This window comes from Bacillus sp. LR--39 (assembly GCF_053613335.1).
In genome coordinates this window covers 204,064-231,061 of record NZ_JBSIOT010000001.1, presented here as the reverse complement: position 1 = coordinate 231,061, position 26,998 = coordinate 204,064, and the positions used below count along the sequence as shown (strand labels likewise).

22 protein-coding genes, 1 pseudogene and 1 riboswitch are annotated in these 26,998 nt (G+C 48.5%); of the genes and pseudogenes, 6 read left to right on the top strand and 17 right to left on the bottom strand.

Translation table 11 applies throughout. The features are described from left to right. Nucleotides 1–3: 3 nt before the first annotated feature. The 9 genes from ACWHAR_RS01270 to ACWHAR_RS01230 all read right to left on the bottom strand — a co-directional run bounded on the left by ACWHAR_RS01270 (nucleotide 4) and on the right by ACWHAR_RS01230 (nucleotide 10,635). Nucleotides 4–1,233, bottom strand: a complete 1,230-nt coding sequence (locus ACWHAR_RS01270; RefSeq protein WP_032873773.1) for an aspartate kinase — start codon at nucleotides 1,231–1,233, stop codon at nucleotides 4–6. Nucleotides 1,234–1,358: 125 nt separating this feature from the next. Next, a riboswitch (Lysine riboswitch) is annotated at nucleotides 1,359–1,538 on the bottom strand. A gap of 61 nt (nucleotides 1,539–1,599) precedes the next feature. After that, nucleotides 1,600–3,372 carry an excinuclease ABC subunit UvrC gene (gene uvrC / locus ACWHAR_RS01265; RefSeq protein WP_032873770.1) on the bottom strand — a complete coding sequence of 591 codons (1,773 nt, stop codon included), beginning with the start codon at nucleotides 3,370–3,372 and terminating at the stop codon, nucleotides 1,600–1,602. A 141-nt stretch (nucleotides 3,373–3,513) separates the two neighbouring features. Further along, nucleotides 3,514–3,828 carry a thioredoxin gene (gene trxA, locus ACWHAR_RS01260; RefSeq protein ID WP_003152560.1) on the bottom strand — a complete coding sequence of 105 codons (315 nt, stop codon included), beginning with the start codon at nucleotides 3,826–3,828 and terminating at the stop codon, nucleotides 3,514–3,516. Between the two features lie 153 nt (nucleotides 3,829–3,981). After that, complete coding sequence (locus ACWHAR_RS01255; protein WP_032873767.1) at nucleotides 3,982–5,472, bottom strand: alpha-N-arabinofuranosidase; 1,491 nt, start codon at nucleotides 5,470–5,472, stop codon at nucleotides 3,982–3,984. 212 nt (nucleotides 5,473–5,684) lie between these two features. Beyond that, nucleotides 5,685–6,662, bottom strand: coding sequence for an electron transfer flavoprotein subunit alpha/FixB family protein (locus ACWHAR_RS01250; protein ID WP_032873765.1), 978 nt, complete (start codon nucleotides 6,660–6,662; stop codon nucleotides 5,685–5,687). 31 nt (nucleotides 6,663–6,693) lie between these two features. Continuing rightward, nucleotides 6,694–7,467: an electron transfer flavoprotein subunit beta/FixA family protein gene (locus tag ACWHAR_RS01245; RefSeq protein WP_032873763.1), complete on the bottom strand. Its 774-nt coding sequence runs from the start codon at nucleotides 7,465–7,467 to the stop codon at nucleotides 6,694–6,696. A gap of 13 nt (nucleotides 7,468–7,480) precedes the next feature. Further along, nucleotides 7,481–8,260 (bottom strand): enoyl-CoA hydratase, encoded by a 780-nt coding sequence (locus tag ACWHAR_RS01240; RefSeq protein WP_032873761.1) that lies wholly within the window; start codon nucleotides 8,258–8,260, stop codon nucleotides 7,481–7,483. 13 nt (nucleotides 8,261–8,273) lie between these two features. After that, a complete protein-coding gene (locus ACWHAR_RS01235; protein ID WP_007408119.1) occupies nucleotides 8,274–8,858 on the bottom strand; it encodes a TetR/AcrR family transcriptional regulator in 585 nt (194 codons plus the stop codon). Nucleotides 8,859–8,946: 88 nt separating this feature from the next. After that, on the bottom strand, nucleotides 8,947–10,635 hold the full coding sequence (locus ACWHAR_RS01230) for an AMP-binding protein (RefSeq protein ID WP_032873759.1): 1,689 nt from the start codon (nucleotides 10,633–10,635) through the stop codon (nucleotides 8,947–8,949). Between the two features lie 96 nt (nucleotides 10,636–10,731). Between ACWHAR_RS01230 and ACWHAR_RS01225 the strand changes: the two are divergent. After that, a pseudogene (locus tag ACWHAR_RS01225) lies at nucleotides 10,732–11,390 on the top strand (DUF2711 family protein). A 138-nt stretch (nucleotides 11,391–11,528) separates the two neighbouring features. Here ACWHAR_RS01225 and ACWHAR_RS01220 read toward each other — a convergent pair. From ACWHAR_RS01220 to zapA, 5 genes are all read right to left on the bottom strand, one after another. Then, complete coding sequence (locus ACWHAR_RS01220) at nucleotides 11,529–11,933, bottom strand: DUF350 domain-containing protein (protein WP_003152541.1); 405 nt, start codon at nucleotides 11,931–11,933, stop codon at nucleotides 11,529–11,531. Nucleotides 11,934–11,949: 16 nt separating this feature from the next. Beyond that, nucleotides 11,950–14,307 carry an endonuclease MutS2 gene (locus tag ACWHAR_RS01215; RefSeq protein WP_032873757.1) on the bottom strand — a complete coding sequence of 786 codons (2,358 nt, stop codon included), beginning with the start codon at nucleotides 14,305–14,307 and terminating at the stop codon, nucleotides 11,950–11,952. Nucleotides 14,308–14,327: 20 nt separating this feature from the next. After that, nucleotides 14,328–16,040 (bottom strand): DNA polymerase/3'-5' exonuclease PolX, encoded by a 1,713-nt coding sequence (gene polX / locus ACWHAR_RS01210; protein ID WP_032873755.1) that lies wholly within the window; start codon nucleotides 16,038–16,040, stop codon nucleotides 14,328–14,330. Between the two features lie 106 nt (nucleotides 16,041–16,146). Further along, a complete protein-coding gene (locus ACWHAR_RS01205; RefSeq protein WP_007612958.1) occupies nucleotides 16,147–16,680 on the bottom strand; it encodes a CvpA family protein in 534 nt (177 codons plus the stop codon). A 7-nt stretch (nucleotides 16,681–16,687) separates the two neighbouring features. Next, nucleotides 16,688–16,945, bottom strand: a complete 258-nt coding sequence (gene zapA / locus ACWHAR_RS01200; protein WP_007408114.1) for a cell division protein ZapA — start codon at nucleotides 16,943–16,945, stop codon at nucleotides 16,688–16,690. Between the two features lie 133 nt (nucleotides 16,946–17,078). Between zapA and rnhC the strand changes: the two genes are divergently transcribed. Further along, the gene (gene rnhC / locus ACWHAR_RS01195) at nucleotides 17,079–18,020 is read left to right on the top strand and encodes a ribonuclease HIII (protein ID WP_007408113.1); all 942 of its coding nucleotides are present in this window, start codon (nucleotides 17,079–17,081) and stop codon (nucleotides 18,018–18,020) included. Nucleotides 18,021–18,056: 36 nt separating this feature from the next. Here rnhC and pheT read toward each other — a convergent pair whose 3' ends face one another. From pheT to ACWHAR_RS01180, 3 genes are all read right to left on the bottom strand, one after another. Further along, nucleotides 18,057–20,471: a phenylalanine--tRNA ligase subunit beta gene (pheT, locus tag ACWHAR_RS01190; RefSeq protein WP_012118137.1), complete on the bottom strand. Its 2,415-nt coding sequence runs from the start codon at nucleotides 20,469–20,471 to the stop codon at nucleotides 18,057–18,059. 13 nt (nucleotides 20,472–20,484) lie between these two features. Next, a complete protein-coding gene (gene pheS / locus ACWHAR_RS01185; protein ID WP_003152530.1) occupies nucleotides 20,485–21,519 on the bottom strand; it encodes a phenylalanine--tRNA ligase subunit alpha in 1,035 nt (344 codons plus the stop codon). Between the two features lie 361 nt (nucleotides 21,520–21,880). Next, nucleotides 21,881–22,627: a TrmH family RNA methyltransferase gene (locus ACWHAR_RS01180; protein ID WP_032873753.1), complete on the bottom strand. Its 747-nt coding sequence runs from the start codon at nucleotides 22,625–22,627 to the stop codon at nucleotides 21,881–21,883. Between the two features lie 120 nt (nucleotides 22,628–22,747). Between ACWHAR_RS01180 and sspI the strand changes: the two genes are divergently transcribed. From sspI to ACWHAR_RS01160, 4 genes are all read left to right on the top strand, one after another. Next, the gene (sspI, locus tag ACWHAR_RS01175) at nucleotides 22,748–22,963 is read left to right on the top strand and encodes a small acid-soluble spore protein SspI (protein WP_003152527.1); all 216 of its coding nucleotides are present in this window, start codon (nucleotides 22,748–22,750) and stop codon (nucleotides 22,961–22,963) included. A gap of 61 nt (nucleotides 22,964–23,024) precedes the next feature. Next, nucleotides 23,025–24,110: a CdaR family transcriptional regulator gene (locus ACWHAR_RS01170; protein ID WP_032873751.1), complete on the top strand. Its 1,086-nt coding sequence runs from the start codon at nucleotides 23,025–23,027 to the stop codon at nucleotides 24,108–24,110. A gap of 99 nt (nucleotides 24,111–24,209) precedes the next feature. Next, entirely contained in the window at nucleotides 24,210–25,622 is a 1,413-nt protein-coding gene (gene glcD / locus ACWHAR_RS01165) for a glycolate oxidase subunit GlcD (protein ID WP_032873749.1), read from the top strand. Beyond that, nucleotides 25,619–26,947 (top strand): (Fe-S)-binding protein, encoded by a 1,329-nt coding sequence (locus ACWHAR_RS01160; protein WP_032873747.1) that lies wholly within the window; start codon nucleotides 25,619–25,621, stop codon nucleotides 26,945–26,947. Before glcD ends, ACWHAR_RS01160 begins: the two co-directional genes overlap by 4 nt. Nucleotides 26,948–26,998 lie beyond the last annotated feature (51 nt).

Below are 26,998 nucleotides of genomic sequence, written 5' to 3'. Positions count from 1 at the left end.
CGTTTATACGGCAGACGGCTGTTTAGAAAGCTCAAACGCATCATGAAGCGCTTCGACCGCTTTCACCATATCATTTTCGCTGACAACCGCTGATACTTTTATTTCAGATGTGCTTACCATTTTGACTTGTACATTTTTTTCCGCCAGTACGGCAAACATGTCCGCGGCGACGCCGGGATTTGAAACCATGCCCGACCCGACAATAGAGACTTTCGCCAGTTTTCTTTCGGTTTCAATTTTTTCATAGTCAAGCGCGTTTTTATATTCTTCAAGCACGGCGACCGTTTGCGCGGCATCTTCCGTTTTCACTGAGAAAGAAATATCCGCTTCCCCATCGTCCGACTGTGTCTGAATAATAATGTCAACGTTGATGTTTCGTTTTGCCAGCGCGGTGAAGATTGTTGAAAGTGTTGTCAATCCGCTTGCAAGGCCTGTAACGGACACCCTCGTGATCTGGTCTTCAAATGCAATTCCTCTGACGATTAAATTCTGCTCCATTGATGATTCCTCCTCAATTAATGTTCCAGCTTCATGTTCTGTGCTTGACCGCACTTCTAAAGGCACTTGGTAGTTTTTCGCGAACTCAACCGCCCGCGGGTGAAGAACACCCGCTCCTAGATTTGCAAGCTCCAGCATTTCATCATAAGAAATTCCTGCCAGTTTTCTCGCTGACCGGACATACCGCGGATCTGTCGTAAATACGCCCGGAACATCTGTATAAATGTCGCATTTATCCGCTTCCAATGCTGCGGCAAGAGCGACCGCCGTCGTATCGGAACCGCCCCGTCCGAGCGTCGTGATGCCGCCGTCTTCCGTTACGCCCTGAAAACCGGCAACGACTGTAATTTTGCCTTCTGCAAGCTGCGAACGAATCGCCGTGATATCAATATCCGTAATTCTCGCATTACCGTGAACGGCTTCCGTGCGGACACCCGCCTGCCAGCCCGTATAAGAGACGGCGTCATATCCTTTTTCCTGAAGCGCCATGGCCAAAAGCGAAATCGTGACCTGCTCTCCCGTAGACAAAAGCATATCCATCTCGCGTCTGCTTGGTTCAGATGTGATTTCAGCCGCGAGGTTAACGAGCGCGTCGGTTGATTTTCCCATTGCCGAAACGACGACTACGACATCATGGCCTTTTTGCTTTTCAGCAATGGCGCGATTTGCGGCATTTTGAATTTTTTCGGCAGAGCCGACGGAAGTGCCTCCGAATTTTTGTACGATAAGACCCATACTAGACCACCCTTTACATTTTGGTTCGTGCGGGTGAGGAGAAAAGAGCGTTTTGTCCACAATAAAAAAAGCAATGAGAGGAATAGCTCTCATTGCTTTTTCATATCATTACGATTGATTATGAACAACGAGATAGCCCTCCAAGAAAATGAATTCTTGACAGCCTTACATTTATTTAATGCAAGGCCAGCAAATCACACCGATGGGATGTGATACACTTCGGCGACGCTCCCCTTTCAGCCTTTTTCGCAGAATCCATCATTCTCCAAAGGCTTACTATTGAAGTTCGCACCTCTATCTTCACCATATAACACGATCTTATGAAATTAGTTCACATTCTAGCAGATTTTTCAGAAAAGCACAATACTATTTTTTTAATTTTTCAAACAGCAGCTGGGCCGCCGCGGCCGGCACACCCGCTTTTTTGATATCGTCAAGGCTTGCTTCCTTCATCTTTTTGACAGATCCGAAATGTTTTAAGAGCATTTTTTTGCGTTTTTCGCCGATTCCGGGGATATCATCCAGAACGGATTGAAAGACGCTTTTTCCTCGGATCTGTCTGTGAAAGCTGATCGCAAAACGGTGAACTTCGTCCTGAATACGCTGAAGCAGGTAAAACTCTTGGCTGTTCCGCTCCAAAAACACCGGTTCAAGCGGGTCGCCGATCAAAAGGTTGGATGTTCGGTGTTTATCATCTTTCGCCAATCCCGCTACCGGGACATCAAGGCCGAGCTCATTCTCGAGCACGTCGCGCGCCGCGTTAATCTGCCCTTTTCCGCCGTCAATGATGATTAAATCCGGCAGCGGAAGGTTTTCGCGGAGCACCCTCGTGTACCTTCTTCTGACGACTTCCCTCATTGAACCGTAATCATCCGGCCCTGTTACGGTTTTAATTTTATATTTGCGGTATTCCTTTTTATTCGGTTTTCCGTCAATAAAGACAATCATGGCCGATACGGGGTTTGTGCCTTGAATATTGGAGTTGTCAAACGCTTCAATCCGATGCGGCGTGTAAATATTCAGCGCTTCGCCGAGCCGTTCGGCTGCACCGATTGACCGTTCCTCATCCCGCTCGATTAACGAGAATTTTTCCCGCAGAGCGATTTTCGCATTTTTGTGCGCAAGCAAAAGCAGCTCTTTTTTCGGGCCTTTTTTCGGCTGATGCACGGCGGTTTCCAACAGCTCGCTGATCATGTCCCTGTCAACGCTGTCAGGCACCAGAATTTCCTTAGGCAGAAAGTGATTGTTTTTGGAATAGAACTGGCCGATGAAGGTCAGAAACTCTTCGTCCGCTTCCTGATACATCGGAAACATGCTGACATCGCGTTCGATCAGTTTTCCTTGGCGAATGAAAAAGACTTGGACGCACATCCAGCCTTTATCGTAGGCATATGCAAACACATCGCGGTCCAGAAGGTCATTCATGGTCATTTTTTGCTTCTCCATCGTCGATTCGATGTGAGCAAGCTGGTCGCGGAATTCTTTAGCCCGTTCAAATTCAAGCTTTTCCGCCGCCTCTGCCATTTTCGCTTTGAGCTCTTTTTTGATTTCGTTATGCCCTCCCTTTAAAAAACGGGTGATGTCTTCAACAATCTCGCGGTTTGTCTCCTCAGATATATCCTTTACACATGGGGCGAGGCATTGTCCGAGATGATAATAGAGACAGACGCGGTCCGGAAGCTTTGAGCATTTCCTGAGCGGGTAAAGGCGGTCCAGCAGTTTTTTCGTTTCCCGCGCCGCCTGCACATTCGGATACGGGCCGAAATAGCGTCCTTTGTCTTTTTTGACATTCCGAGTGACAATCAGCCGCGGATGGCGTTCATGGGTGATTTTAATAAAGGGATAGGTTTTATCATCTTTCAGCATGACATTGTATTTCGGATCGTATTTTTTAATCAGATTCATTTCCAAAATAAGCGCTTCAAGATTGGAGGAAGTCACGATATATTCAAAGTCCTCAATCTCCGTCACAAGCCGTTGGGTTTTTGCGTCATGAGAACCGGTGAAATAAGACCGCACCCTGTTTTTCAAGACTTTCGCTTTCCCCACGTAGATGACTGTTTTTTGACGGTCTTTCATTAAATAACAGCCCGGCTGATCGGGAAGGAGGGCCAGCTTTTCTTTCAGTTGTTTATTCATACGTTACCCTTCCTTACATTCATTTCTCGTGTCCATTCAGTGTATCACGAACATTTGTTTTTCTCCATTCTCAGCTTTTGGAAGATCAAAAAAGGCGATTCCCTTCAAAGGAATCGCCCTGCCGTAACGGAAGCTTTCGGCTTACAGATGTTTGTTTACAAGCTCTTCAAGAGCTTCTTTCGGTTTGAAACCGACAGATGTTTCAACGACTTCTCCGTCTTTCAATACGAGAAGTGTCGGGATGCTCATGACGCCGTATTTACCGGCAGTTTCTTGGTTTTCATCCACGTCGATTTTAACGATTTTCAGTTTGTCTCCCATTTCTTGATCAAGCTCTTCAAGAACGGGCGCGATCATTTTACAAGGTCCGCACCAAGGAGCCCAGAAATCAGCCAATACGACACCTTCACTTGTTTCAGCTGAGAACGATTGATCAGTTGCTTTTACGATAGCCATTTTGTTATTCCTCCAATTGTCAAATGATGATTTTTAGTATAGCATCTCCCATTCGTTCATGCTAATTTAATGCTTATATTATTTTCTCCCGATACCGCCGGAAATAATCTTTTTTATACAGTATATTATAGCCGGGCGGCGGGCGTTCAAAACTTAAGATGGACCCGCAGGCAGCGTGATTAATACAACCGCCATCGGAGGAAGCTCCGCCTCAAGTTTTCCGCCCTTTTGAGCAAACCCGGAAAACGTCTTCGGTTTGACGTTTTCCGGACTGCTGAATGTATTATGGGCATTCATTTTTTCCGCGTGCAGAATCGTTCCCGAAGGCTTCCCTGTCTTTTTCATGCCCCGCAGTTCAATCTTCACATCAGCTTTGTGCAGATGATCGATATTGCAAATGCTGATATGTATGTCTCCGTTTTGCTGTTTGGACGCTGAAATGCTGACTTGCGGGAGCCGGCCGTCATTCCATTCGTACCCGGCTGCTTTTGTTTCTGTCGCCAAAAGAGATGCGTCCTGATGCACCTTAAACATATCAAACACATGATACGTCGGCGACAACAGCATTTCTTTCCCTTTTGTCAGGATCATTGCCTGAAGCACATTGACGGTTTGCGCGATATTGGCCATCTGTACGCGGTCTGCGTGCTGATGAAAAATGTGAAAATGCGTGGCTGCGACAAGAGCGTCGCGGATCGTATTCTGCTGATACAGAAAGCCCGGATTCGTGCCCGGCTCAGGATCAAGCCACGTGCCCCATTCATCAATGATCAGCCCGACTCTTTTTTCGGGATCGTACTGATCCATGATGGCACTGTGCCTTGTGATCAATTCATCCATATGCGCCGCTTTTTTCATCGTGATGAACCATTCATCTTCCGTAAACTCCGTCGCTGACCCTTTCCCCTTCCAGAAGTCGCCCGGTATTGTGTAATAATGCAGGCTCAGCCCGTCCATGAGATCCGCGGCTTTTTTCATTAAAGTTTCAGTCCAGCGGTAATCGTCGACATTCGCGCCGCCGGCAATTTTATAGATTTCATTACCGCTGTAATTGCGGACATAGGTTTGAAAGTTTCTGTAAAGGTCGGCATAATACTCAGGATGCATGTTTCCGCCGCAGCCCCAGTTCTCATTTCCTATTCCGAAATATTTCAGCTTCCACGGTTTTTCCCGCCCGTTTTCTTTTCTCCAGTCGGACATCGGCGTGCCCGCTTCAAACGTCATGTATTCAATCCAATCAGCCATTTCTTTAACCGTTCCGCTGCCGACGTTTCCGGCGATGTATGGTTCGCAGCCGAGCAGTTCGCAAAGCATCATAAACTCGTGCGTGCCGAATTCATTGGAATCAATCGTTCCGCCCCAATGGGTATTCAGCATGGTTTTGCGTTTCCCTACGCCGTTTGCCCAATGGTATTCATCTGCAAAACAGCCGCCCGGCCATCTGAGGACGGGAATCTGAAGCTGTTTGAGGGCGTCGGCGACATCCGTCCTGATCCCGCCGGTATTCGGAATATCGGAATCTTTTCCGACCCAGATGCCCTCATATATGCCTCTTCCCAGATGTTCCGCGAAATGTCCGTATATGTTTTTATTAATGGTTCCCCGTGTGATATCAGTTTGAATGACTGCCGTATTGTGAGACAAACTTGATCATTCCTTCCCCTTAATAAGAATGAAAGCACTAGAGACGATCTATGTATCTGGGATGTGTGCTGAATGGATAAGTTTGTAAGCGCTTTACAAAAGCTTATTACATTGGTTCGTACATGTCAATCTATTGTTTTATTAATATTTAATTTGTACGAACCAATTAACACAAATCAAAACCCTCTGACAAATCAGCCAGAGGGTTTTGATTATGAATGAATATTGGCATTTTTAAATTCCTGTGTCAGAAGCGGAACCACTTCGAACAAATCGCCGACAATTCCGTAGTCCGCTATTTTAAATATTTCCGCTTCCGGGTCTTTGTTAATGGCAACGATGACCTTACTGTTTGACATGCCCGCCAAGTGCTGAATCGCTCCGGAAATGCCGCAGGCGATATACAAATCCGGCGTGACGACTTTTCCCGTCTGGCCGATTTGAAGAGAATAATCGCAATAGTCCGCGTCACACGCGCCGCGTGAAGCGCCCACCGCTGCTCCGAGCACCTCGGCAAGTTCTTTTAACGGTTCAAATCCATCTTTGCTTTTTACACCGCGGCCGCCTGCTACGATAATTTTCGCTTCTGATAAATCCACGCCGTCCGCCGTTTTTTTGACTACTTCTTCAATGACCGTCCGCAAATCTGCCGGAGGCGCCGCAAGCTCTTCAATATCACCCGTCCGGTTCGCGTCTTTTTCTAATGCCTGAATATTATTCGGCCGAATTGTCGCCAAAATGAACGGATCGGTTGAAATCACCTGTTCAAAGGCTTTGCCCGAATAAATCGGTCTTGTAAAAACGATGTTGTCTCCGGTAACGCTTACATCCGTGCTGTCTGAGATCAGCCCCGTTTCAAACCGGGCCGCAAGCTTAGGTGACAAATCTTTTCCCATAGAAGTGTGGCCGAAAATGACCGCATCAGGCTTTTCATTTTCGATCAGATCCCCGAGAACCGCGGCATATCCGTCCGCCGTATACTGAGAAAGCCCCGGCGCATCGGCCGTAAATACTTTATCGGCGCCGTACTGAATGAGTTCTGGTGCTGCATCAGCCGCGCCTTTTCCCATCAGTACGCCGATGACATCTCCTCCGCCGGAAATGGTTTTGCCTGCGGCTATGGCTTCAAAGGTGACGTTCCGTAAGGCGCCGTCACGAATTTCTCCGAGTACGATCACTTTTTTTCCCATTCTGACATCCCCCAGTTTCTTTAATATCGGTTTATACGACTTTGGCTTCTTTTCTCAGCAGTGACACAAGCTCTTTCGCCTGATCAGCGGCTTCTCCTTCGATCAGTCTGCCCGCTTCTTTTTGCGGCGGCAGAAAACGTTCGATCGTTTTGAGCTTCGGTGCGGCTTCATCTTCATCAATGTCGAGATCATCGAGCTCAAGTTCTTCCAGCGGTTTTTTCTTCGCCTTCATAATGCCCGGAAGCGACGGATAGCGCGGCTCGTTTAAGCCTTGCTGTGCCGTGATGGCTAAAGGAAGTGAGGTTTTAATGATTTCGGTATCCCCTTCATTGTCTTTCTCTGCCACAGCTTCATCGCCGCTGATTGTCAGTTTTGTGATCGTTGTGACGCAAGGAATGTTCAGCAGTTCGGCAAGCCTTGGAGCCACTTGGCCTGAACCGCCGTCAATCGCGACATTTCCGCCGAGAATCAGATCATATTCCCGGTCCTTGAAATAATGATATAAGATAGTTGAAATGGAGTATTGGTCAGGATCGCTCAGATCATCTTCAATATTGATTAACACCGCCTGGTCACAGCCCATCGCAAGGGCGGTTCTCAGTTCTTTCTCCGCATCTTCTCCGCCGACGGTTACGGCGGTAACGGTTCCGCCGTGCTCTTCCTTCAGCTGTATGGCTTCTTCAATGGCGTATTCATCATACGGATTGATGATAAATTCGGCCCCGTCCTCCTGAATCTTTCCTGCTTCAATGACGATTTTCTCTTCTGTGTCAAACGTCCGTTTCATCAGTACAAATAGATTCATAATCTTATCCCCTTTATCTTCGCCCACCGAATTGAGGCTTTCTTTTTTCGAGAAATGCCTGAATGCCTTCTTTTGCGTCATCTGATGCAAATGCTTCCCCAAAGCGCTTTGCTTCAAGCTTTAAGCCGCCGTCATAAGAATAGATCTTGTTTGAATAAAGGAGCTCAAGCAGATAAGCCATCGACTGCGGGCTTTTTTCCGCAAATTTGCCCGCGAGCGTTTTCGCTTTTTGCAGCAGCTCATCCTCATGTTCGGCGCCTATCGTGACAAGGCCGAGGCTGAGCGCTTCTTCTCCGGTCACAGGTTCTGAAGTGCCGATCATTTCAAGCGCTTTCGCCGTACCGACGTACCGGGGAAGCCGCTGCGTCCCGGCAAAGCCCGGGATAATGCCGAGATTCAGCTCGGGCAGGCCGAGCTTTGCATCCAATGTAGCGATTCTGATATGGCAGGCCATGGCTAGCTCAAGACCGCCGCCGAGCGCAGCGCCGTGAATCGCTGCGATAACGGGCTTCGGAAACCCTTCAATTCTTTCCATCAGCTGCTGGCCTTTATCCGCCATGGCAGAAGATTGCTCAAGATTTTCAAGCGACGTAAATTCCTTTATATCGGCGCCCGCCGAGAAAAATTTTCCCTCACCGCGAATGATGATGCTTCTGACGCTGTCATCCGTTTCACACCTGTCGAACAGACCGGACAACTCATCTAAAACCGCACCGGACAGCGCGTTGGCCGGCTGATGATTAATGGTGATCACCGCAACAGATTGTTCTACCGCCATCGAAAGGCTGTTCATCCGTCAACCCCCTTTAGTTTTGATGAATTCCTGACACCAACAGCTCCAATACCTTGTCTGACAAATCCGGAAGATCATATTTCTGATCGTTCATCACCCATGTTGTCACTGTTTCATCTATCGTCCCGAATATCATCTGCCGGGCAAGGCGGACGTCGAGATTGTCTTTCCATTCCCCCGACTTGATTCCCTCGGTCAAAATGGTGTCCAGCATGTTTAAATAACCTTTTAAAATATCATTGATTTTCAGGCGCAGCTTGATATTCGACTGTCTGAGCTCAAGCTGGGTCACAATCGCAAGGTGGCGGTCATTGCCGAGCAGTGTGAAATGCTGCTTAATAACGAGAGCGAGTTTTTCTTTTGCCGTCGTTTTTTCTTTCACTTCTTCTTCCATGCGTTCAATGAACTGGCCCATCTTTTCTTTAAAAAGAGAAATGAGTATATCCTCTTTGTTTTTGAAATATAAATAGATGGTGCCGTCCGCAACGCCGGCCTGCTTGGCGATTTTGGACACCTGTGATTGGTGATAGCCGTTTTCCGCTATGACTTCTACTGCTGCATCAATAATCTGCATATACTTTGGCCGTTTTTGGTTCAATGTCATCGTTCCTTCCTTCGATAAATGAATGACTATTCATTCATAACTTCATGATAAAAAGGAATCCGGATTTTGTCAAGTTTTTCTTTTAAGGCACCTTGTTTTCACGGGAAGCATCTTCCTCTTCGACTAAACGCCTTCTTAATATTTTTCCGACGGCCGTTTTCGGAAGCTCTTTTCTGAATTTGTAAAGCTTCGGGACTTTGTACGGCGCAAGCCGCTCTCTTGCAAACGCATCAAGCTCATCGGCATCTGCCTCGGCGCCTTTTTTCAAAACGATAAATGCTTTCACCGTTTCCCCCCTGTAGGAATCAGGAACGCCCGCTACGACGATTTCCTGAACGGCTTCATGCTCATAAAGCGCCTCTTCCACCTCCCGGGGGTAAATGTTGTATCCGCCGGCAATGATGATGTCTTTTTTCCTGTCGGCGATGTAGAAAAATCCTTCCTCATCCATATATCCCATATCTCCGGTAAACAGCCAGCCGTCTCTGATGACACGCGCCGTCTCCTCCTGCTTATTCCAGTACCCTTTCATGACTTGAGGGCCTTTTACGATCAGCTCGCCGTGTTCATACGGCTCCGCAAGCCCGCCTTTTTCTTCTGAATAGATTCCGGCGTCGGTATTGGGCCAAGGACAGCCGATGCTGCCGGGTTTGTTTTTTCCCCAGATGAAGTTTGAATGGGTAACCGGTGATGCTTCGGATAATCCGTAGCCTTCCACAAGCTTTCCTCCGGTCACTTTTTCAAATTTCTGTTTGACCTCAACCGGCAGCGCCGCTGAACCGCTCGGACAGTTTTCAATGGAGGACAGATCATATTTATTCAGCTCCGGGTGATGCAACAGCCCGATGTAAATCGTCGGCGCCCCGGGAAAAACCGTCGGCTTTAGCCTGTCGATTGTTTTCAAGGTATCCAAAGGATTGAATTTGGGAAGAAGGATCATTTCACATCCCTGCATAATGGAAAAATTGAGCACGGCGGTCAATCCGTACACATGAAAAAAAGGCACGATGCCGAGCACCTTTTCGGCTCCCTTTTTCATTTTGTACATCCAGGCGGCGCACATTTCTGTATTGGCCTGAATGTTCCGGTGTGTGAGCATGACGCCTTTCGGATAGCCGGTTGTTCCGCCCGTGTATTGAAGCACGGCGATGTCATGCGCAGGGTCAATATCAAATGGCTCTGCTTCCTCCGCTCTTTCGTTTTTTAAAATATCCGCTAATTTGTGAATTTGTTCGCATCCGTCATAATCAATATGAACCTGCTGTTTTTGTGTGAGCGTATACAGCATATTTTTCGGAAACGGCAAAAAGTCTTTTATACTCGTTGTAATAATGCGTTCGACGAGTGATAACGTTTTCATTTTTATCACTTTCGGAAACAGCATATCGAGGGTGATGATCACGCGCGGCGCACTGTCTTTCAGCTGATACTCAAGCTCGTGTTCCGTGTAGAGAGGATTAGTCTGAACGACAATGCCGCCGGCAAACAATACGCCGTAAAAAGCGATGACCGACTGCGGACAATTGGGCAGCATAATGGCGGCTCTGTCCCCTTTTTTCAGGCCTGTTTTGCGTAAAAAAGCGGCTAGCTTTAACGAATCTGTGAGAACGTCTTGGAATGTGAGTTTTTTTCCGAGAAAATAAATGGCGGTGTGGTTCGGGAATTGAGCTGCGGAGTTTGTCAGATTGGATGGCAGGGTTTGATCGGTAAATTCAAGCTCATGCGGAATCTCTTCGGGATATTGAGAAAGCCATGGCTTTTCAGACTGCATAATACCTCTCCCTTCTGTTTTCCTATACGCTATTATTATAGCAGAAGGGTGATTGGAATTGGAAAGCGTTTCATGTGAAATTTCGAGTTTCAGAAGGTGTTGAGTTTGTTGGAAACGCTGCATTTTGAAGAGGGAGTTCCTATCCTGCGCCAGCTGCCGAAGCCGTTTACGTCGGCCGCCTTTTTGTTTCATCCCTTTGTCCGGATGCCTGATGGGTGGGAAGAGCAAAAGCGCAAGCGGCCTTATGAACATATGTATCCGAGTGATGAGGAGATCATCGCGATGGGCAGACCCGTTTCCTGGCAATCCGTCATGACCGTTTGCGGATTGCGCTTATGAGCGCTGTCATGGCACTTCGGGATGAATATGCACATCCAGAATCCGCCAGGCTGTTTAATCGGCTTCATCCCGATCTGTACTTGCCGAGCGATGATGTCACTTCACCATTTTTAATTCCGGGACTTTTGGATGTGTTCCGTTCAAAAGGCATAAAGCGCTGCACTTATTATGAGCCTGTCGAAGAGAAAGGCATATTTTCACTCAATCAAACGGCGGCTTCGGATGTATGCGGATTGCTGCGGGCTGACATGATCATTGCCGACGAAAAACGGCGCGCCGCTTTTATGAGCATATATGATTCTTTTATGACACTCTTTCTCATGGAAGATCAAGACATGCCGTCTGTCATCCGCGCCATGAGTTGGGAAGCCGTCATTTGCTCTGATACGGCCTGCATAAACTGGTATTCTCAATAAAAAAGGCCGCCGATTCTAGTTCGGCAGCCTTTTTTCAGTATTAAGATGTCATGACCAGATAAATAAGTCCGATGAACAGAAAAATTCCCGCTGCCGACAGCAGCACTTTCGCAAGCTTCTCCATTTTTCCCCGTCCCCTTAAATCCCGGCGGCCACCACAAATGACAGGCCGACTGAGATGACAAATGAAATAAAGCCGACAGCTCTGTTATCTTTTTCAATTTCTTTATCAATTTTAAACCGGGGCGTCAGAAATTCAAAGATAAAATAGCTGATTAAAAGCATAATAAATCCGTATACGCCCCAGCCGATCATTTGCAAAAGCGAATTATGCTGGGCGATGCTGTGCTGAAAGACATTTGCGATACCGAGAATTTTCCCTCCGGTCGCCATTGCCACCGCAAGATTGCCTTTTTGGATTTCCACCCAGTTTTTATAGGATGTCACCAATTCAAACACGGTCAGAAAAATGACGAGACACAAGACGGCTACACTGTAATAAGCCGCGATTTCAACAAGCTCATTTTCCCAAAAAGCATTCATGACGTTTACTCCCTTTTTATTTTAGTTCGACAATCGTTACGCCTGATCCTCCTTCTCCCGCTTCCCCGAACCGCGAGCTTTTCACACTGCGGTGGTTTTTCAGAAGATCCTGCACCCCTTTTCGGAGGGCGCCCGTGCCTTTTCCGTGAATGATGGACACTCTCGGATAGCCGGCAAGCACCGCGTCATCTAAATATTTTTCGACGCGGCTGAGGGCGTTTTCGTAACGCTCTCCCCTGAGGTCAAGTTCAAGGGATACGTGATAATCCTTCCCTTTTACGGCGGTGATTGCTTTTTCTTTTTTCGGTTCAGGAGCCGATTTGAGAAACTCAAGATCTTTTTCCTTCACCTTCATTTTGAGGATGCCGATTTGGACGTTCCATTCTTTCTCGCCGGTTTTCTCAAGCAGCGCCCCTTTTTGTCCGAATGTGAGCACCTTTACTTCGTCGCCCGGCTTGAGCTCGCGTTTTTTCTCTGTTTTTCTTTCCGGCTGCTTTGATTTTTCAAAAGCCGGCATCGCGTCTCCGAGACGTTTTTTGGCGTCAATCAGCTCGTGTTCCTTAAAGGATCTGTGTTCTTGCTTGATGGACCGGAGTTCGCGGATGATCTGTTCGGCTTCTTTTGCGGCGGCTTCCAGTTTTTCCGCAGCTTTCTGTTCGGCTTCTTCCATCATTTTATCTTTTTGGGCGTTCAGCTCAATGATTTGCTGCTGAAGCTCTTTGTGCAGTTTTTCTGCTTCTTTTCTGATTGATTCGGTTTCAGAAAGTTCTTCATCCGCTCTTTTTTTGCTTTTTTCAAGCGATGCGATCATCAGATCGACTTCGTTATGTTCGGCGGTCATTTCTGACTTCGCCTGGCCGATGATATGCTCCGGAAGCCCAAGGCGTCTTGAGATTTCAAATGCATTGCTTCGGCCCGGCACTCCGATCAGAAGCTTATAAGTAGGCGCAAGCGTTTCGATGTCAAATTCAACGCTGGCATTCATGACGCCTTGTCTGTTATATCCGTATGCTTTCAGTTCCGGATAATGGGTTGTCGCAAGCACTCTGGCGTTTGTCCGGTGAACTTCGTCAAGGATGCTCATGGCAAGCGCCGCTCCTTCCTGCGGATCTGTTCCGGCACCGAGTTCATCAAACAGCACAAGACTGTTTTCAGACACGTCTTTTAAAATATTGACGATATTGACCATGTGGGATGAGAACGTACTCAGACTTTGTTCGATCGACTGTTCATCGCCGATATCGGCAAACACATTGTCAAATACGGCTGCTTCCGATCCCTCATCAGCCGGTATGTGCAATCCTGCCTGCGCCATTATCGTCAGCAGCCCGAGTGTTTTTAACGTAACGGTTTTACCGCCCGTATTCGGTCCCGTGATAACGATCGTTGAGTAATCTCCGCCCAGTTCAATATCGTTGGCCACGACTTGATCTTGGGGCAGCAGCGGATGGCGCGCTTTTTTCAGCCGGATAAAACCGTCTCCGTTCATGAGTGGTTTTGTCGCCTTCATTGCTTTTGCGTATCTCGCTTTGGCGAAAATGAAATCCAGTGTCTGCAGCACTTCCACATTTTGAGCGATTTCTTGTGTGTGTTCAGCCGTATGCTCCGTCAGCATTCGGAGAATCCGTTCGATTTCCTGTTTTTCTTTTACTTTCGCCTGCTGAAGCGAGTTGTTCATATCTACGATCGCCTGCGGTTCAATAAACAGTGTCGCACCGGATGAAGATGTATCGTGGACAATTCCGCCGTAGCTTGATCTGTATTCCTGTTTGACCGGGATGACAAAGCGGTCATTCCGAATCGTAACGATGGTGTCAGACAGCATTTTAGAAGCGGAAGATGAACGCAGCATCGATTCAAGCCGATCTCTGACTCTTGATTCAAGCGTCCTGAGCTGCGTGCGGATTCCCCTTAAAGCGGGAGACGCATGATCAAGCACTTCACCATGGTCATCAATGCAGGAGTTAATCTCCCTTTCCAAATCGCCTAATGTAATCAGCTCTTCTGCATGGGCTTGTATCAGCGGAATGCCGACGCCGTCTTCTGTCATTTGGCTGATAAAATGCTTCATTTGTTTAACGGCATACAGCAGCCCGGACAATTCGGTAAATTCCGCCGGCGTCAGCACACTGCCGATTTCCGCCCGCCGTAAAGCAGATCTTATGTCGGTCAGGCCGCCGAACGGAGCATGGCCTCTCAAGCGCATGACCGCGGATGCTTCTTCGACTTCATCCAGCTGTTTTTGGATGTCTGAGAGATCCGTCAAAGGTTTCAGCTGCAGAAGCTTCTCCCGGCCGAGCGATGAGGCGGCATGTGCGGTAATTTGTTCTTTTACTTTATGAAATTCAAGTGATGATAACACTTTTTGCTGCACGGTTTTGTGATCCTCCTTACTTAATCATTGCGCGTCAGAAATGCTTTGACCTCGTGTAGCGGCCGGGCGTTTAACACATGTTTTGTCTCCGTCCACCCTTTGCGCGCAGCGGTCACGCCCGTTTTCATATCATCGAGCATCTCGATATTATGGGCATCGGTATTAATGACCAAAGTCACGCCTTTTTCATTTGCTTTGATAAGATGCTCAGTCCGCAAATCGAGGCGCGCGGGGTTTGCATTCAGTTCAAGCGCCGTATTTGTTTTGGCGGCGAGTTCAATCAGCATGTCGATGTCGACTTCATAGCCGGCCCGTCTGCCGATCAGGCGTCCCGTCGGGTGGGCGATAATGTCCACGTGCTTATTCGTCAGCGCCTGTTCAAGCCGTTTCATAATGACATGCTCCGGCTGGCTGAAGCTTGAATGAATAGACGCGATGACAAGATCCATTTCAGACAGAACACTGTCATCATAATCGAGCGAACCGTCGGGGAGAATGTCCATTTCTACGCCTTTAAAAATATGAAAATTTTCAAATTCAGCATTTAACGCGTCAATTTCTTCCGCCTGTTTTTTGAGCCGTTCGGCTGTTAACCCGTTGGCTACCTTTAAATATTGGGAATGGTCGGTGATCGCCATGTACTGATAGCCTTTTGCCATACACGCTTCTGCCATTTCTCTGATGGAAAAAGCGCCGTCACTCCAGGCTGAGTGCATGTGGAGATCGCCTTTTATCGCTTTATGCTCCACAAGATCCGTTTCTTCCCGGTACGTGTCGACCTCCTGCCCGGTTTCTCTGAGCTCAGGAGGAATAAACGGCAGGCCGAAGTGGGCGTAAAACGCTTCTTCGCTCGGGAATGTTTTGACGTCTCCCGTTTCTATGGTTTCTACTCCATATTCACTGATCCGTTCACCGCGCTCTTTCGCCAGCTGGCGCATTTTAATGTTGTGATCTTTAGAACCGGTAAAATGATGCAGCGTGGTGGCAAACTGTTCCTCTGTCACAAGCCGGAAATCCACACTCGTCTCATATTCAAAGGTCAGGATGACTGATACTTTTGTATCCCCGCTCGCTATCACGTCTTTTACGTTCGGGAGGGAAAGAAGCTGTTCTCTGACAGCCTCCGGATGATCTGTAGCGATAATGTAATCCAGATCTTTTACGGTTTCCCGCGCTCTTCTGAGACTGCCGGCCCGGGAATATTTCTGAATATCCGTCAGCCGGGCCAAATGTTCTTCAATTACTGAAGCAATGCCGAGCGCATAGCCGATCGGAAAACGTTCCGGCTGTTTTCCGGCTTCTCCGAGAGCCTGAAGGATTTTCTCCTCCGTTTTTTTACCGAAACCGGCGAGCCCCTGTACTTTTTGCTGCTCGCACGCTTCTTTCAGCGATTCCGCGTCATGAACGCCCAGTTCCTGATACAGCTTGGCGATTTTTTTGCCGCCGAGGCCCGGAAGCTTCAAAAGAGGAACCAAGCCTTCCGGAACTTCTTTCTGCAATTGGAGAAGCGTGCCGGACACACCTTCCTCCATATATTCACGAATGACGCCGTAAGTGCCTTTTCCGATGCCGGATATAGACATCATGTCGTCGATTTCCGACAGGCTGCGGTCATCCTGCTCAAGCGCCGCTGCCGCTTTTCGGAAGGCTGATATTTTAAACGGGTTGTCCCCTTTCAGTTCCATGTAGACCGCAATCGTTTCAAGCAGCCTGATGATATCTTTTTTATGCATACTGTTAACCCCCCAGTCGTTTCCTGCTTTTCATCATACAAATTTTTCTCCTCCGGCACAACTGACGCAGAGCTTGAAAAAAACTTCTCCGGTCAAGAGAAGTTTTTTATGCCCCGTACTGGGCCCACAGTTCTTGCAGGAGCCCTGACAGATACGGCGTATGATGTGTGATGATATTTGCAAGCGTCGATTGTGCGAGCATATCCTGAAGAGCGCTTACCGGCAGTACGGATGCGACGTATAACAGGATAAACGCAAATAAATAGACTTCCAGAAATCCGAGCACCCCGCCCAGCAGTTTGTTGATCTGTTTAATGACCGGAATGCTGGCGATAATATTAAGCGCCGCTCCGATAATCCGAAGCAGAATCTTTGCGATGATAAACAAAATGACAAACGCGATCGCGTTGTAATAAGCCGTCTCTACGTTTCCTTTAATAAAAGACAGAGCCGCCTGCCCGCCGGAAAAATCAGGCGCGGGTATAAAGCTCAGATGCGGGGCCAGGTTTTTGTAAAAAAGCGCCGCAAACGCAATCGAGAGGATGAAACTCGTTAAATATATAAATTGGAGGATAAATCCTCTTTTTAATCCAAGCAATGTGCCCATTAAGAGCAAAACTAAGATGATGATATCTATCATATGGTGTTCATTCCTTTTCTTTAAGCTGCCGCTCCAGTATTTCATATTTTTCTTGCAGTTTCATATAATCATGCACGACATTGACCGCAGTCAATACAGCGAGCTTATTTATATCAAGATATGGATTTTTCTCGTTGATTTCTCTCATTTTATCATCAACCACTCCGGCCACATGGCGCATGTGCGCTTTGCTTTCTTCCCCGATAATGGTGAAGTGCTGGCCGTAAATGTTTACTGTCGTTTTGGTTTTTTTGCCGTCAGACAACGTTTCTCCTCCATTCCGCGAGAATCCTAGTTCCTATCATACCACGATTATCGTTTGAATGGAAAGACGAGCCTCAGGCTGTTATGATACACTGGTATATACAGTGAAAAGTGCCAAAAAAGGAGATTATATCGTGTCCCATTCTGTTATAAAAGTATCCGCTTCCGCTATGGAACAAATGAAACAATCCTATGCCGGCTCCCTTACTCCCGCCGTTCCGCAGGGCGCCGTCTTCCAGGCTAAGCCTCCGGGCTGTACCATTACAGCCTACCGCTCGGGCAAGGTTCTCTTTCAAGGAAAAAACGCCGGCACAGAAGCGGCCCGCTGGGGAACGGCTGAGGCGCCGAAGGCAAAGAAAACCGTCAAAAAAGCGGCCGACCCGCTCTACGCTCCCCCGGCGGGCATTGCCTCCATGTCAGTGATCGGCTCTGATGAAGTCGGAACAGGCGATTACTTCGGGCCGATAACAGTTGCCTGCGCCTACGCCGACAAATCAAAGCTCTCTTTAATGAAAGAACTCGGTGTGAAGGATTCGAAGGATTTAAAAGATCCGCAGATTATTGAAATCGCCAAACTGTTAATTAAAACCATTCCTTACAGCCTGCTTGTGTTAAAAAACGAAAAATACAATCAGATGCAGGAAAAAGGCATGAGCCAAGGAAAAATGAAGGCGCTCCTTCATAATCAGGCGATTTCCAATCTGCTGAGAAAAATGAACGGCGTTAAACCGGAAGCGATTCTGATTGACCAATTCGCAGAGCCCGGCATTTATTTTAAGCATCTTTCCGGACGGGATATCGTAAAAGAAAAAACGTTTTTCAGCACGAAAGCGGAAAGCATACATCTTTCCGTCGCCGCAGCCTCTATCATTGCGCGATATTCTTTCTTAATTGAAATGGATAAGCTTTCCCGAGAGGCTGGGATGACGATTCCAAAAGGCGCGGGGCCGCACGTCGATGAAGCTGCCGCCAAGCTGATCATCAATAAGGGAGAAGGTGCGCTCAGAACGTTCACCAAACTTCATTTTGCCAATACGCAAAAAGCGAAACGCCTTGTTGAACGGAAGCGGTCATAATAAAAAAGCTTGCAGAGTGATCTGCAAGCTTTTTCTTTATCCTCTTAATACGGCCTGATACGTTTCTTCCAGCGCTTTCAGCACGTTTTCATGTACTTTTGTCACTTCTTCTTCTGTCAATGTTTGTTCAGGGTTAACATATTGGAGCGAGAAGGCGACGGATTTTTTGCCCTCTTCCATATGCTCACCTTCGTACACATCAAATACGGTGACTTCTTTCAGCAGCGCGCCGCCGGCTTCTTTGATCACGGCTTCGAGCTGTCCGCTTGTAACGGTTTTATCTGCCACAAGCGCAATGTCGCGCGTGACGGACGGATACTTCGGAATCGGCGTATACACGACAGGTTCTGTTTCCTCGGTCAGAAGCGCGTGCAGATCAAGCTCGAACACATACGTTTCTTTGATATCCAGCTCTTTTTCCATTGCCGGATGCACCTGGCCGATAAATCCGGCAAGCGAACCGTTCAATAGAATGTTTGCCGTCCGGCCGGGATGCATGTTTTTGCGTTCCGACTGGACAAATTCAACCCGGTCTGACACATTCAATTGATGCAGCAGGCCTTCAACGATTCCTTTGGCGACGAAGAAATCAACCGGCTTTTTCTCACCCTGCCATAAATTTTTGCGCCACAATCCGGTTACAGCTCCGGCAACCCGTTCTTTTTCAACCGGTTTTGTGTTTTCTTCTTTCGTCAGAAATACAGAACCCGTTTCATATAAAGCAACGGAATCAGTCTGTCTGGCCAGATTGTATGAAACGGCTTCAAGAAGATTCGGCACGAGGCTGTGTCTGAGAATGCTTCTTTCTTCGCTCATCGGCAGAGCAAGCATCGTGTTGAATGATTTTTCGATCGCAAAAGCGGCCGCTTTTTTATCATTCGTCAATGAATAAGTGGTCGCTTGTGAAAGACCCGCTCCTTCAAGGAAACGTCTCACTTTCCGGCGTTTTGCCTGATACGGTGTCAAGCCGCCTGTCGTGCCGGCCGTTTCCGGAAGCGTGGACGGAATATTGTCATACCCGTACAATCTCGCCGCTTCTTCAATCAGGTCTTCTTCTATTCTAATATCTCCGCGGCGCGACGGCACCGTTACGACGAGAACGTCTTCAGCTTCACCGACTGCAAACCCGAGGCGCTTGTAAATGCTGATGATTTCTTCTTTAGCGATTGTCATGCCGAGCACGGCGTTCACTTTTTCAACAGACACGTGAATGTTGTTTGCTTCGATTTTCAGATGGTTTTCTTCAACCGTGCCTGAGAGCACTTCTCCGCCGGCATATGCCTGAATGAGACTGCAGGCCCGTTCAGCCGCCAGCAAAACGCGGGCCGGATCAATGCCTTTTTCATATCTGGCGCTCGCTTCGCTTCTCAGTCCGAGGTCTCTCGACGCTTTGCGGACGGTCTGTCCGTCGAAATAAGCGGCCTCCAGTAAAATCGCAGTGGTGTCTTCGCGGACTTCAGACTCAGCTCCGCCCATGACTCCCGCAACGGCTTGCGCTTTTTTTCCGTTTGTGATGACCAAATGGCTGCTTGACAGCTTGCGCTCTTGTTCATCCAGCGTCACGATGGTTTCGTTTTCCGCCGCTTTTCTGACGACGACCTCTTTTGAACCGAACCGGTCGTAATCGAAAGCGTGAAGCGGCTGTCCGTACTCAAGGAGGACGAAGTTTGTAATGTCCACGACGTTATTATGCGGGCGGATGCCTGCATTCATTAGCTTCGTCTGCATCCAAAGCGGTGACGGGCCGATTTTGACGTTTTTAATGATTTTTGCGGCATAATGCGGATTGGCCTGCGTATCTTCAACCTTAACGGAAACAGCATCCGCCGCTTTTTCTGCCGCTTTTTCATATGAAGCCTCCGGAAGTTTTACCTCTGCGCCGAGGATAGCCGCAACTTCATAAGCCACGCCAAGCATGTTCATCGCGTCGGCGCGGTTCGGCGTTAAGCCCAATTCTAAAATCGCATCATCAAGCTGAAGGGCCGCCATTGCGTCAGCTCCCGTTTCAGCATCATTCGGAAAAACGAAAATGCCTTCCGCATATTCTTTCGCCACGAGCTTGCTTTCAATGCCGAGCTCCTGAAGGGAACAGATCATACCGTGAGACGCTTCGCCGCGCAGCTTGGCTTTTTTAATTTTGAAATTGCCGGGAAGCACGGCTCCGACCGTTGCAACGGCAACCTTCTGTCCTTTATCAACATTCGGGGCGCCGCAGATAATCTGCACGGGTTCCTCCGCACCGATATCAACAAGGCATTTGTTGAGCTTGTCGGCATTCGGGTGCTGTTCGCGCTCAAGCACGTGTCCGATGACAACGCCTTTTACGCCCTCCCCTTTATACTCGATACCCTCAACTTCAATACCGGCTCTCGTAATTTTTTCTGCAAGCACGGCCGGGTCGATTCCCTGCAAGTCAACGTAATCTTCTAACCATTTATAAGAAACAAACATGTGTATCCTCCTCTTACGCCTGTTTAAACTGCGAAATGAATCTGACATCATTGGTATAGAAATGGCGGATATCTTCAATGCCGTATTTCAGCATCGCGATTCGTTCAACACCCATTCCGAAAGCAAAACCCTGGTATTCCTCAGGATTGAATCCGGCCATTTTCAGCACGTTCGGATGAACCATGCCGGCGCCGAGAATTTCGATCCAGCCTGTTTTTTTGCAGACGGAGCAGCCTTGTCCGCCGCACTTAAAGCAGGTCACATCCACCTCGACAGAAGGCTCTGTGAATGGGAAAAAGCTCGGACGGAGCCTGATTTCACGATCTTGGCCGAACATTTTTTTGGCGACCAATTCAAGCGTGCCTTTCAGATCGCTCATGCTGATTTTGCGGTCGACGACGAGACCCTCGATCTGCATGAATTGATGGGAATGTGTCGCGTCATCGTTGTCGCGGCGATACACTTTACCGGGACAAATGATTTTGACGGGGCCTTTTCCTTTATGCTTTTCCATCGTGCGCGTCTGCACCGGTGACGTCTGCGTTCTCATCAGCATTTCTTCTGTAATGTAAAAGCTGTCCTGCATGTCGCGGGCCGGATGTTCCTTCGGCAGGTTCAGCGCCTCAAAGTTGTAATAATCCGTTTCCACTTCAGGGCCTTCTTCGACGGTATATCCCATGCCGATAAATAAATCTTCAATTTCTTCAATAACGACCGTCAGCGGATGGCGCCCGCCGATGTTTACCTGACTGCCCGGCAATGTGACGTCAATCGTCTGGCTGCTGAGTTTTTTATTCATTTCTTCTTGTTCAAGCTGTTCATTTTTCGCCGTAATGGCTGCTGCAATGCGCTCTCTCACTTCATTGGCGAGCGCTCCCATTTTCGGGCGCTCTTCGGCGGACAGTTTGCCCATGCCGCGGAGAACTTCTGTAATCGGCCCTTTTTTTCCGAGATATTGCACCCGAATGTCGTTAACTTCTTTTAATGAACCCGCCGCTTCTACTTTTTCTGCAGCTTCCAGTTCAAGCTGTTTAAGCTTCTCTTCCATCATGCATCCTCCTTTTATGTAAACCAAACCGTTCTATGCCTTTTTCAGAAAACAAAAAAACCCGTCCCTTGAGAGAAGGGACGAGTTGTGGCCGCGGTACCACCCTTTTTAAGGCAGACTTCATCTGCCGACAGCTTCATTGACATAACGGAAACGATCGTTCCGGTTCACCTTTACGCGCGTTTGGCGCGGTCCCGGTGACAACTCGAGAGGTGAAAATCAATTTCTGTGCTGCGATAAAAATGCTCTCAGTCAGCGGCATTTTCTCCCTGGAAGGCAGTGTGTGCAAAAATTGACGTCCTCTGTCACGGTTTTTACATTATTGCTATCTATTATAGTGAAATCCAAGGCTTTTCGCAACCTATCCTCTGAGATGATAAACGAGGATGGCGGCCGCCACCGCCACATTCAGCGATTCCGCCTGTCCGTACAGCGGAACGTACAGGTTGAGATGCGTTTTTTGCAGAAGGCCGGCGTCCACTCCCGCCCCCTCGTTCCCGACGATTAACGCGAACGATTCTTCAGGCTTCACGCTTTGATAAGCCGCACCGTTTTCAAGCGCCGTGCCGTAGATCGCGACGCCTTGTGATTTCAGCTCAGCGGTAAACTCATCAAGCGGACGTTTCAAAATGGGAATATGAAAATGAGAACCTTGTGCTGAACGCAGCGTTTTTCCATTGTACGGGTCTGCTGTTCCCTCACCAAGGACAACGGCGTCGATCCCCGCCGCATCTGCCGTTCTGATCATTGTTCCTAAATTCCCCGGATCCTGCACGGCATCGATCAGAAGCAGCCGCTTCAGCTGATCAGGCTGCTTATCCGGCATATGGCAGACCGCGGCGATCCGCTGCGGCGTTTCTGTTTCCGTCACGGCTGAAAACGCGTCTTCGCTCAGCACGTAGCACGGAATGCTCATGTCCAGATCGGCCGGGATGGCGCTCTCATCGTTTACGAGAATTTCTTTTACCGTTCCCTTTGATTTGAGCGCTTCTTCTGCCAGATGCTCTCCTTCTATCAGAAATGTATTCGTTTTAAGTCTCTCTTTTTTTGTGTGAAGTTTTTTCCAGTCCTTCACTTTTTGGTTTTTTGCAGAGTCGATTCGTTTCACTTTATGTCTGTGCTCTCCTTTTTTCATGCATGTTGTTATTATATCTTAAGAACAGCACATAATAAACCGCGTGCGCGGTAAGAATATGCGTATCACATTCAGAAAAAAGGAGCGGTTGTAATGGATCTTAATTTACGCAACGCCGTTATTGCCAATGTAACCGGCAATAACCAGGATCAGCTGGAGCATACTATCGTTGACGCCATCCAAAGCGGTGAAGAAAAAATGCTTCCGGGCCTCGGCGTCTTATTCGAAGTTCTTTGGCAGCATGCGTCGGACTCAGAAAAAAATGAAATGCTCAAAACACTTGAAGGCGGATTAAAACCTGCGCAATAAACATGAACCGGGTGATGGGACACCCGGTTTTTTTTGTATAATAATGGCGAGGGGGATCGCCATGCAGTTACAGCCGGAACTGGCAAAGAAATTGATTGCCGAAGTCAAACATATGTACAGCCGCGAAGTGATTATTGCCGATACAAAAGGAATGATCATCGCGGGCACCAATGAGGCGCGCGCCGGATGGTTTCATGAAGGCGCACTGATCTGCGCGCGCGAAAAACGGAATGTCATCATTACAAAAGAAGATGAAAAACGGCTCGAGGGCGTAAAAGCAGGACTGAACCTCCCCGTTTTTTCAGGCCATGAAGTGATCGGAGTATTCGGCCTGACAGGAGACCCTGACGATATCCTGCCTTTCGGAGAATTGCTCAGAAAAATGACGGAGCTGTTTATTAAAGAAACGCGCCATATGGAAGAAGCGCAGTGGCGTGCGAGAATGCTTGAATCCTTTATGGTTGATTGGCTGCAGCTGAAAGAATGGTCTCCGGGCTTTTTAGAAAAAGCAAAGCTCATCGGCGCAGACCTTCACGCATACCGCCGGATCATACTCATTCAAGGCCGTTATGAGCAATATAAAGCGGAGGAGCTCGGGCGGCTCTGGCAGTACGAATGCCCTGAAGACCTGTTTGTCCGCTGGGGAAATGAACGCATTCTCATTAATCATGAAGCAAATTCGGCTTCCAAAACACAGCTCATTAAAAAGATCGGCGTCGTTTTCGGGCAGCCTGTCACCGCCGGCATCGGACGGATCGTTCCGGGAGAGCGCCTCACGGAATCATACGAACAGGCGGATAAAGCACTTTCAGCCGGAATCGGTGACAAGCAGGCCGTCTTTGAAGAAGATTTAAAACTGGATATGTGTCTTGCCGATATCACACCCGGCACGAGGTCGGAATTTTCACGGCGGGTTCTCGAGCATGTACTCGGCCGGGAAGAACTTCTGGATACGCTGCGCGCCTTTTTCGACCGGCAATTATCGTTAAAGCGCACCGCCGACGACATGCATATTCATATCAATACATTGCGCTACCGCCTTTCCAAACTGGAATCACTGACAAATATGAATCTCGACCGCCCTGAAGACATAACAGCTTTTTATTTGGCGCTGCGCTTTTTAGATCAACATACAAAAAGCACGTAATCATATCATCATTTTTCATATGTTTCTCCATAGTGTGCGGAATCGTTTTTCTTTACAATTAAATGAAAACGCTTTTCTTATCAGGGAGGTTGGGAGAACATGATTTCACGAGAGGCAAAAGAAGCGTTCATCCGGACGGTCGGGAAGGAGAATTATGATGATTCAGCGGCGGGCCGTCTTGTGTATTCTTATGATGCAGCTCCTCAGCTGCAAGCCATGCCGGATGCGGTCATCGCCCCCCGCAGCGCGGATGACGTGTCCCGTATATTAACGATTTGCAGCAGGCATGACATTCCGATCGTGCCGAGGGGTTCAGGCACAAACTTATGCGGCGGCACATGTCCGTCTGAAGGCGGGCTTGTGCTTTTATTCAAACATATGAACCGCATTCTGGAAATCGATGAAGAAAATTTGACGGCAACCGTCCAGCCGGGCGTGATCACGCAAGATATGATCCGTGCGGTTGAACAAAAAGGTTTATTTTATCCGCCTGATCCGAGCAGCATGAAAATATCGACGATCGGCGGGAATATTAATGAAAATTCCGGCGGGCTGCGCGGTTTGAAGTACGGCGTCACCCGGGATTATGTTCTCGGCCTTGAAGCCGTCTTGGCTTCAGGCGATATCATCCGCACAGGAGGAAAGCTGACAAAGGATGTCGCCGGTTATGATCTGACCCGGCTTTTCGTCGGATCAGAAGGGACGCTCGGCGTTGTGACGGAAGCGACTTTAAAGCTGGTTCCGAAGCCGGAAACGAAAAAAACGCTGCTTGCACTCTATGAACATATTGAAGCGGCTGCGGAATCTGTTTCTGCCATCATCGCTGAAAAAATCATTCCGGCGACACTCGAATTTCTGGATCAGCCGACACTGCAGGTCATTGAAGATTACGCCAAGATCGGGCTTCCGACCGACGCAAAAGCGGTGCTGCTGATCGAACAGGACGGTGACAGCGACACGGTCAGACGAGATATGGAAAAAATCGAAGCCATCTGTAAAAACGGAGCAGCCGTATCCGTCCAAACGGCTGAAACCGAGGAAGAGGCATTCGCGCTTACAGAGGCCAGACGGTCCGCATTATCAGCCCTTGCCCGGCTGAAACCGACAACGATTCTGGAAGATGCGACCGTGCCGAGATCGCAAATTGCCAGCATGGTCAAAGCCATTAACGAGATTGCAGAAACATACGGCTTGTCCATCTGCACATTCGGCCATGCCGGAGACGGCAACCTCCATCCGACGTGCACCACCGATATCCGAAATACAGAGGAGATGGAACGTGTCGAAAAAGCTTTTGCCGCCATTTTTGAAAAAGCGATTGAGCTGGGCGGAACGATAACGGGTGAACACGGGGTCGGCATCGTAAAAGCGCCGTATTTAGAAATGAAACTGAAAACAGAAGGCATCACCGCCATGAAAGCGATCAAACAAGCGCTTGATCCCCAAAATCTGCTGAATCCGGGAAAAATATTCGCCAATTCATCAAGGAAACGCGTGGTGGTGATGAAATGACCACGGCTAAAGAGCAGAAACAAATTCAAACAGAATTCAAAAACCGCATGGATGAAGGTGAATTGCTGAACTGTATGCGCTGCGGCTTCTGCCTTCCTTCCTGTCCGACCTATATCGAATCGGGATTTCAAGAATCCCATTCGCCGCGCGGCCGGATCGCCCTGATGAAAGCCGTCACTGACGGACTGATCGAGCCTGATGAAGATGTCGAGCGCTCACTTTCGCTGTGTCTCGGATGCCGGGCATGCGAGCCCGTTTGTCCGGCAGGGGTCAATTACGGACAGCTGCTTGAAGAAGCGAGGGATATCATTCATCAAAATAAAAAACATAAGCCGGGCGTGCGCCTCTTGCGGAAAGCCGCCTTCACCGGGCTTTTCCCACACCAAAATCGCATGCAGACAGCCGTGAATCTTCTCGGAATATACCAAAGATCGGGACTGCAGACCGCCGTCAGAAAAACCGGTATGCTGCGCGTTTTGCCTGAACATCTGCGCACAATGGAACAAGTGCTCCCGCCCGCCCCGAAACGGAAAGACATGAAGGAAAGGCCGCGTTTTCTTCCTGCCGCGGGTCCCGTCCAAAAACGGGCCGCTTTTTTCTCGGGCTGCTTAATGGATACAATGTTTTTAGCGACAAATCATGCGACAACGGCGCTTTTACAGGCGGCCGGATGTGAAATCGCGGTTCCGGACGGCCAGGCGTGCTGCGGCGCGCTTCACGGGCACAGCGGAGAAAAAGAGATGGGAAAAGAACTGGCCAAGCGGAATATCGCGGCTTTTGAAGCGCTTGACGCTGATTATATCATTACAAACGCCGGCGGATGCGGCGCCTTTCTTCAGGAATATCCCCATTTACTGAAAGATGAACCCGGATGGGCGGAACGTGCCGAACAATTCGTCCGGAAGCTCAAAGACTTTTCATCCGTACTGGTTGATCTGAAGTTCCATCAAAAAAACCTGCGGGCACAGTCTCCTCATATCGTCACATATCAGGACTCCTGCCATCTCCGCAATGTGATGCATACGTCAGAGGAACCGCGCACGCTTTTGAAAAGCATTAAAGGGGCTGAGTACAGAGAAATGGAAAAGGCCGACAGCTGCTGCGGGTCGGCGGGAATTTATAATATAACAGAGTCAGAGATGTCTATGAAAATATTAGACAGCAAGATGAAAGCCGCCGGAAAAACGGAGGCGGCCGTCATCGTGACAGCCAATCCCGGATGCCTTCTGCAAATGCAGCTCGGCATTTTACGCGAAGGATTAACAGGCCGTGTCCGCGCGGTTCATTTGGCGGATTACCTTTTGGAAGCGGCGGATTTGTCATAAGATGAAAGCAGAGAGACCGATCGGCTCTCTGCTTTTTTTATGATTGTGCAA

What these genes read in the sequence shown, in the direction of transcription:
- ACWHAR_RS01220 (WP_003152541.1), bottom strand. Translation starts at nt 11,933, where the DNA reads ATGAATGCTTTTTGGGAAAATGAGCTTGTTGAAATCGCGGCTTATTAC.
- ACWHAR_RS01250 (WP_032873765.1), bottom strand. Translation starts at nt 6,662, where the DNA reads ATGGGAAAAAAAGTGATCGTACTCGGAGAAATTCGTGACGGCGCCTTA.
- ACWHAR_RS01170 (WP_032873751.1), top strand. Translation starts at nt 23,025, where the DNA reads ATGCAGTTACAGCCGGAACTGGCAAAGAAATTGATTGCCGAAGTCAAA.
- uvrC (WP_032873770.1), bottom strand. Translation starts at nt 3,372, where the DNA reads ATGAATAAACAACTGAAAGAAAAGCTGGCCCTCCTTCCCGATCAGCCG.
- ACWHAR_RS01230 (WP_032873759.1), bottom strand. Translation starts at nt 10,635, where the DNA reads ATGCAGTCTGAAAAGCCATGGCTTTCTCAATATCCCGAAGAGATTCCG.
- ACWHAR_RS01205 (WP_007612958.1), bottom strand. Translation starts at nt 16,680, where the DNA reads ATGATAGATATCATCATCTTAGTTTTGCTCTTAATGGGCACATTGCTT.
- polX (WP_032873755.1), bottom strand. Translation starts at nt 16,040, where the DNA reads ATGCATAAAAAAGATATCATCAGGCTGCTTGAAACGATTGCGGTCTAC.
- ACWHAR_RS01270 (WP_032873773.1), bottom strand. Translation starts at nt 1,233, where the DNA reads ATGGGTCTTATCGTACAAAAATTCGGAGGCACTTCCGTCGGCTCTGCC.
- ACWHAR_RS01245 (WP_032873763.1), bottom strand. Translation starts at nt 7,467, where the DNA reads ATGAATCTATTTGTACTGATGAAACGGACGTTTGACACAGAAGAGAAA.
- sspI (WP_003152527.1), top strand. Translation starts at nt 22,748, where the DNA reads ATGGATCTTAATTTACGCAACGCCGTTATTGCCAATGTAACCGGCAAT.
- glcD (WP_032873749.1), top strand. Translation starts at nt 24,210, where the DNA reads ATGATTTCACGAGAGGCAAAAGAAGCGTTCATCCGGACGGTCGGGAAG.
- pheT (WP_012118137.1), bottom strand. Translation starts at nt 20,471, where the DNA reads ATGTTTGTTTCTTATAAATGGTTAGAAGATTACGTTGACTTGCAGGGA.
- pheS (WP_003152530.1), bottom strand. Translation starts at nt 21,519, where the DNA reads ATGGAAGAGAAGCTTAAACAGCTTGAACTGGAAGCTGCAGAAAAAGTA.
- trxA (WP_003152560.1), bottom strand. Translation starts at nt 3,828, where the DNA reads ATGGCTATCGTAAAAGCAACTGATCAATCGTTCTCAGCTGAAACAAGT.
- ACWHAR_RS01240 (WP_032873761.1), bottom strand. Translation starts at nt 8,260, where the DNA reads ATGAACAGCCTTTCGATGGCGGTAGAACAATCTGTTGCGGTGATCACC.
- ACWHAR_RS01160 (WP_032873747.1), top strand. Translation starts at nt 25,619, where the DNA reads ATGACCACGGCTAAAGAGCAGAAACAAATTCAAACAGAATTCAAAAAC.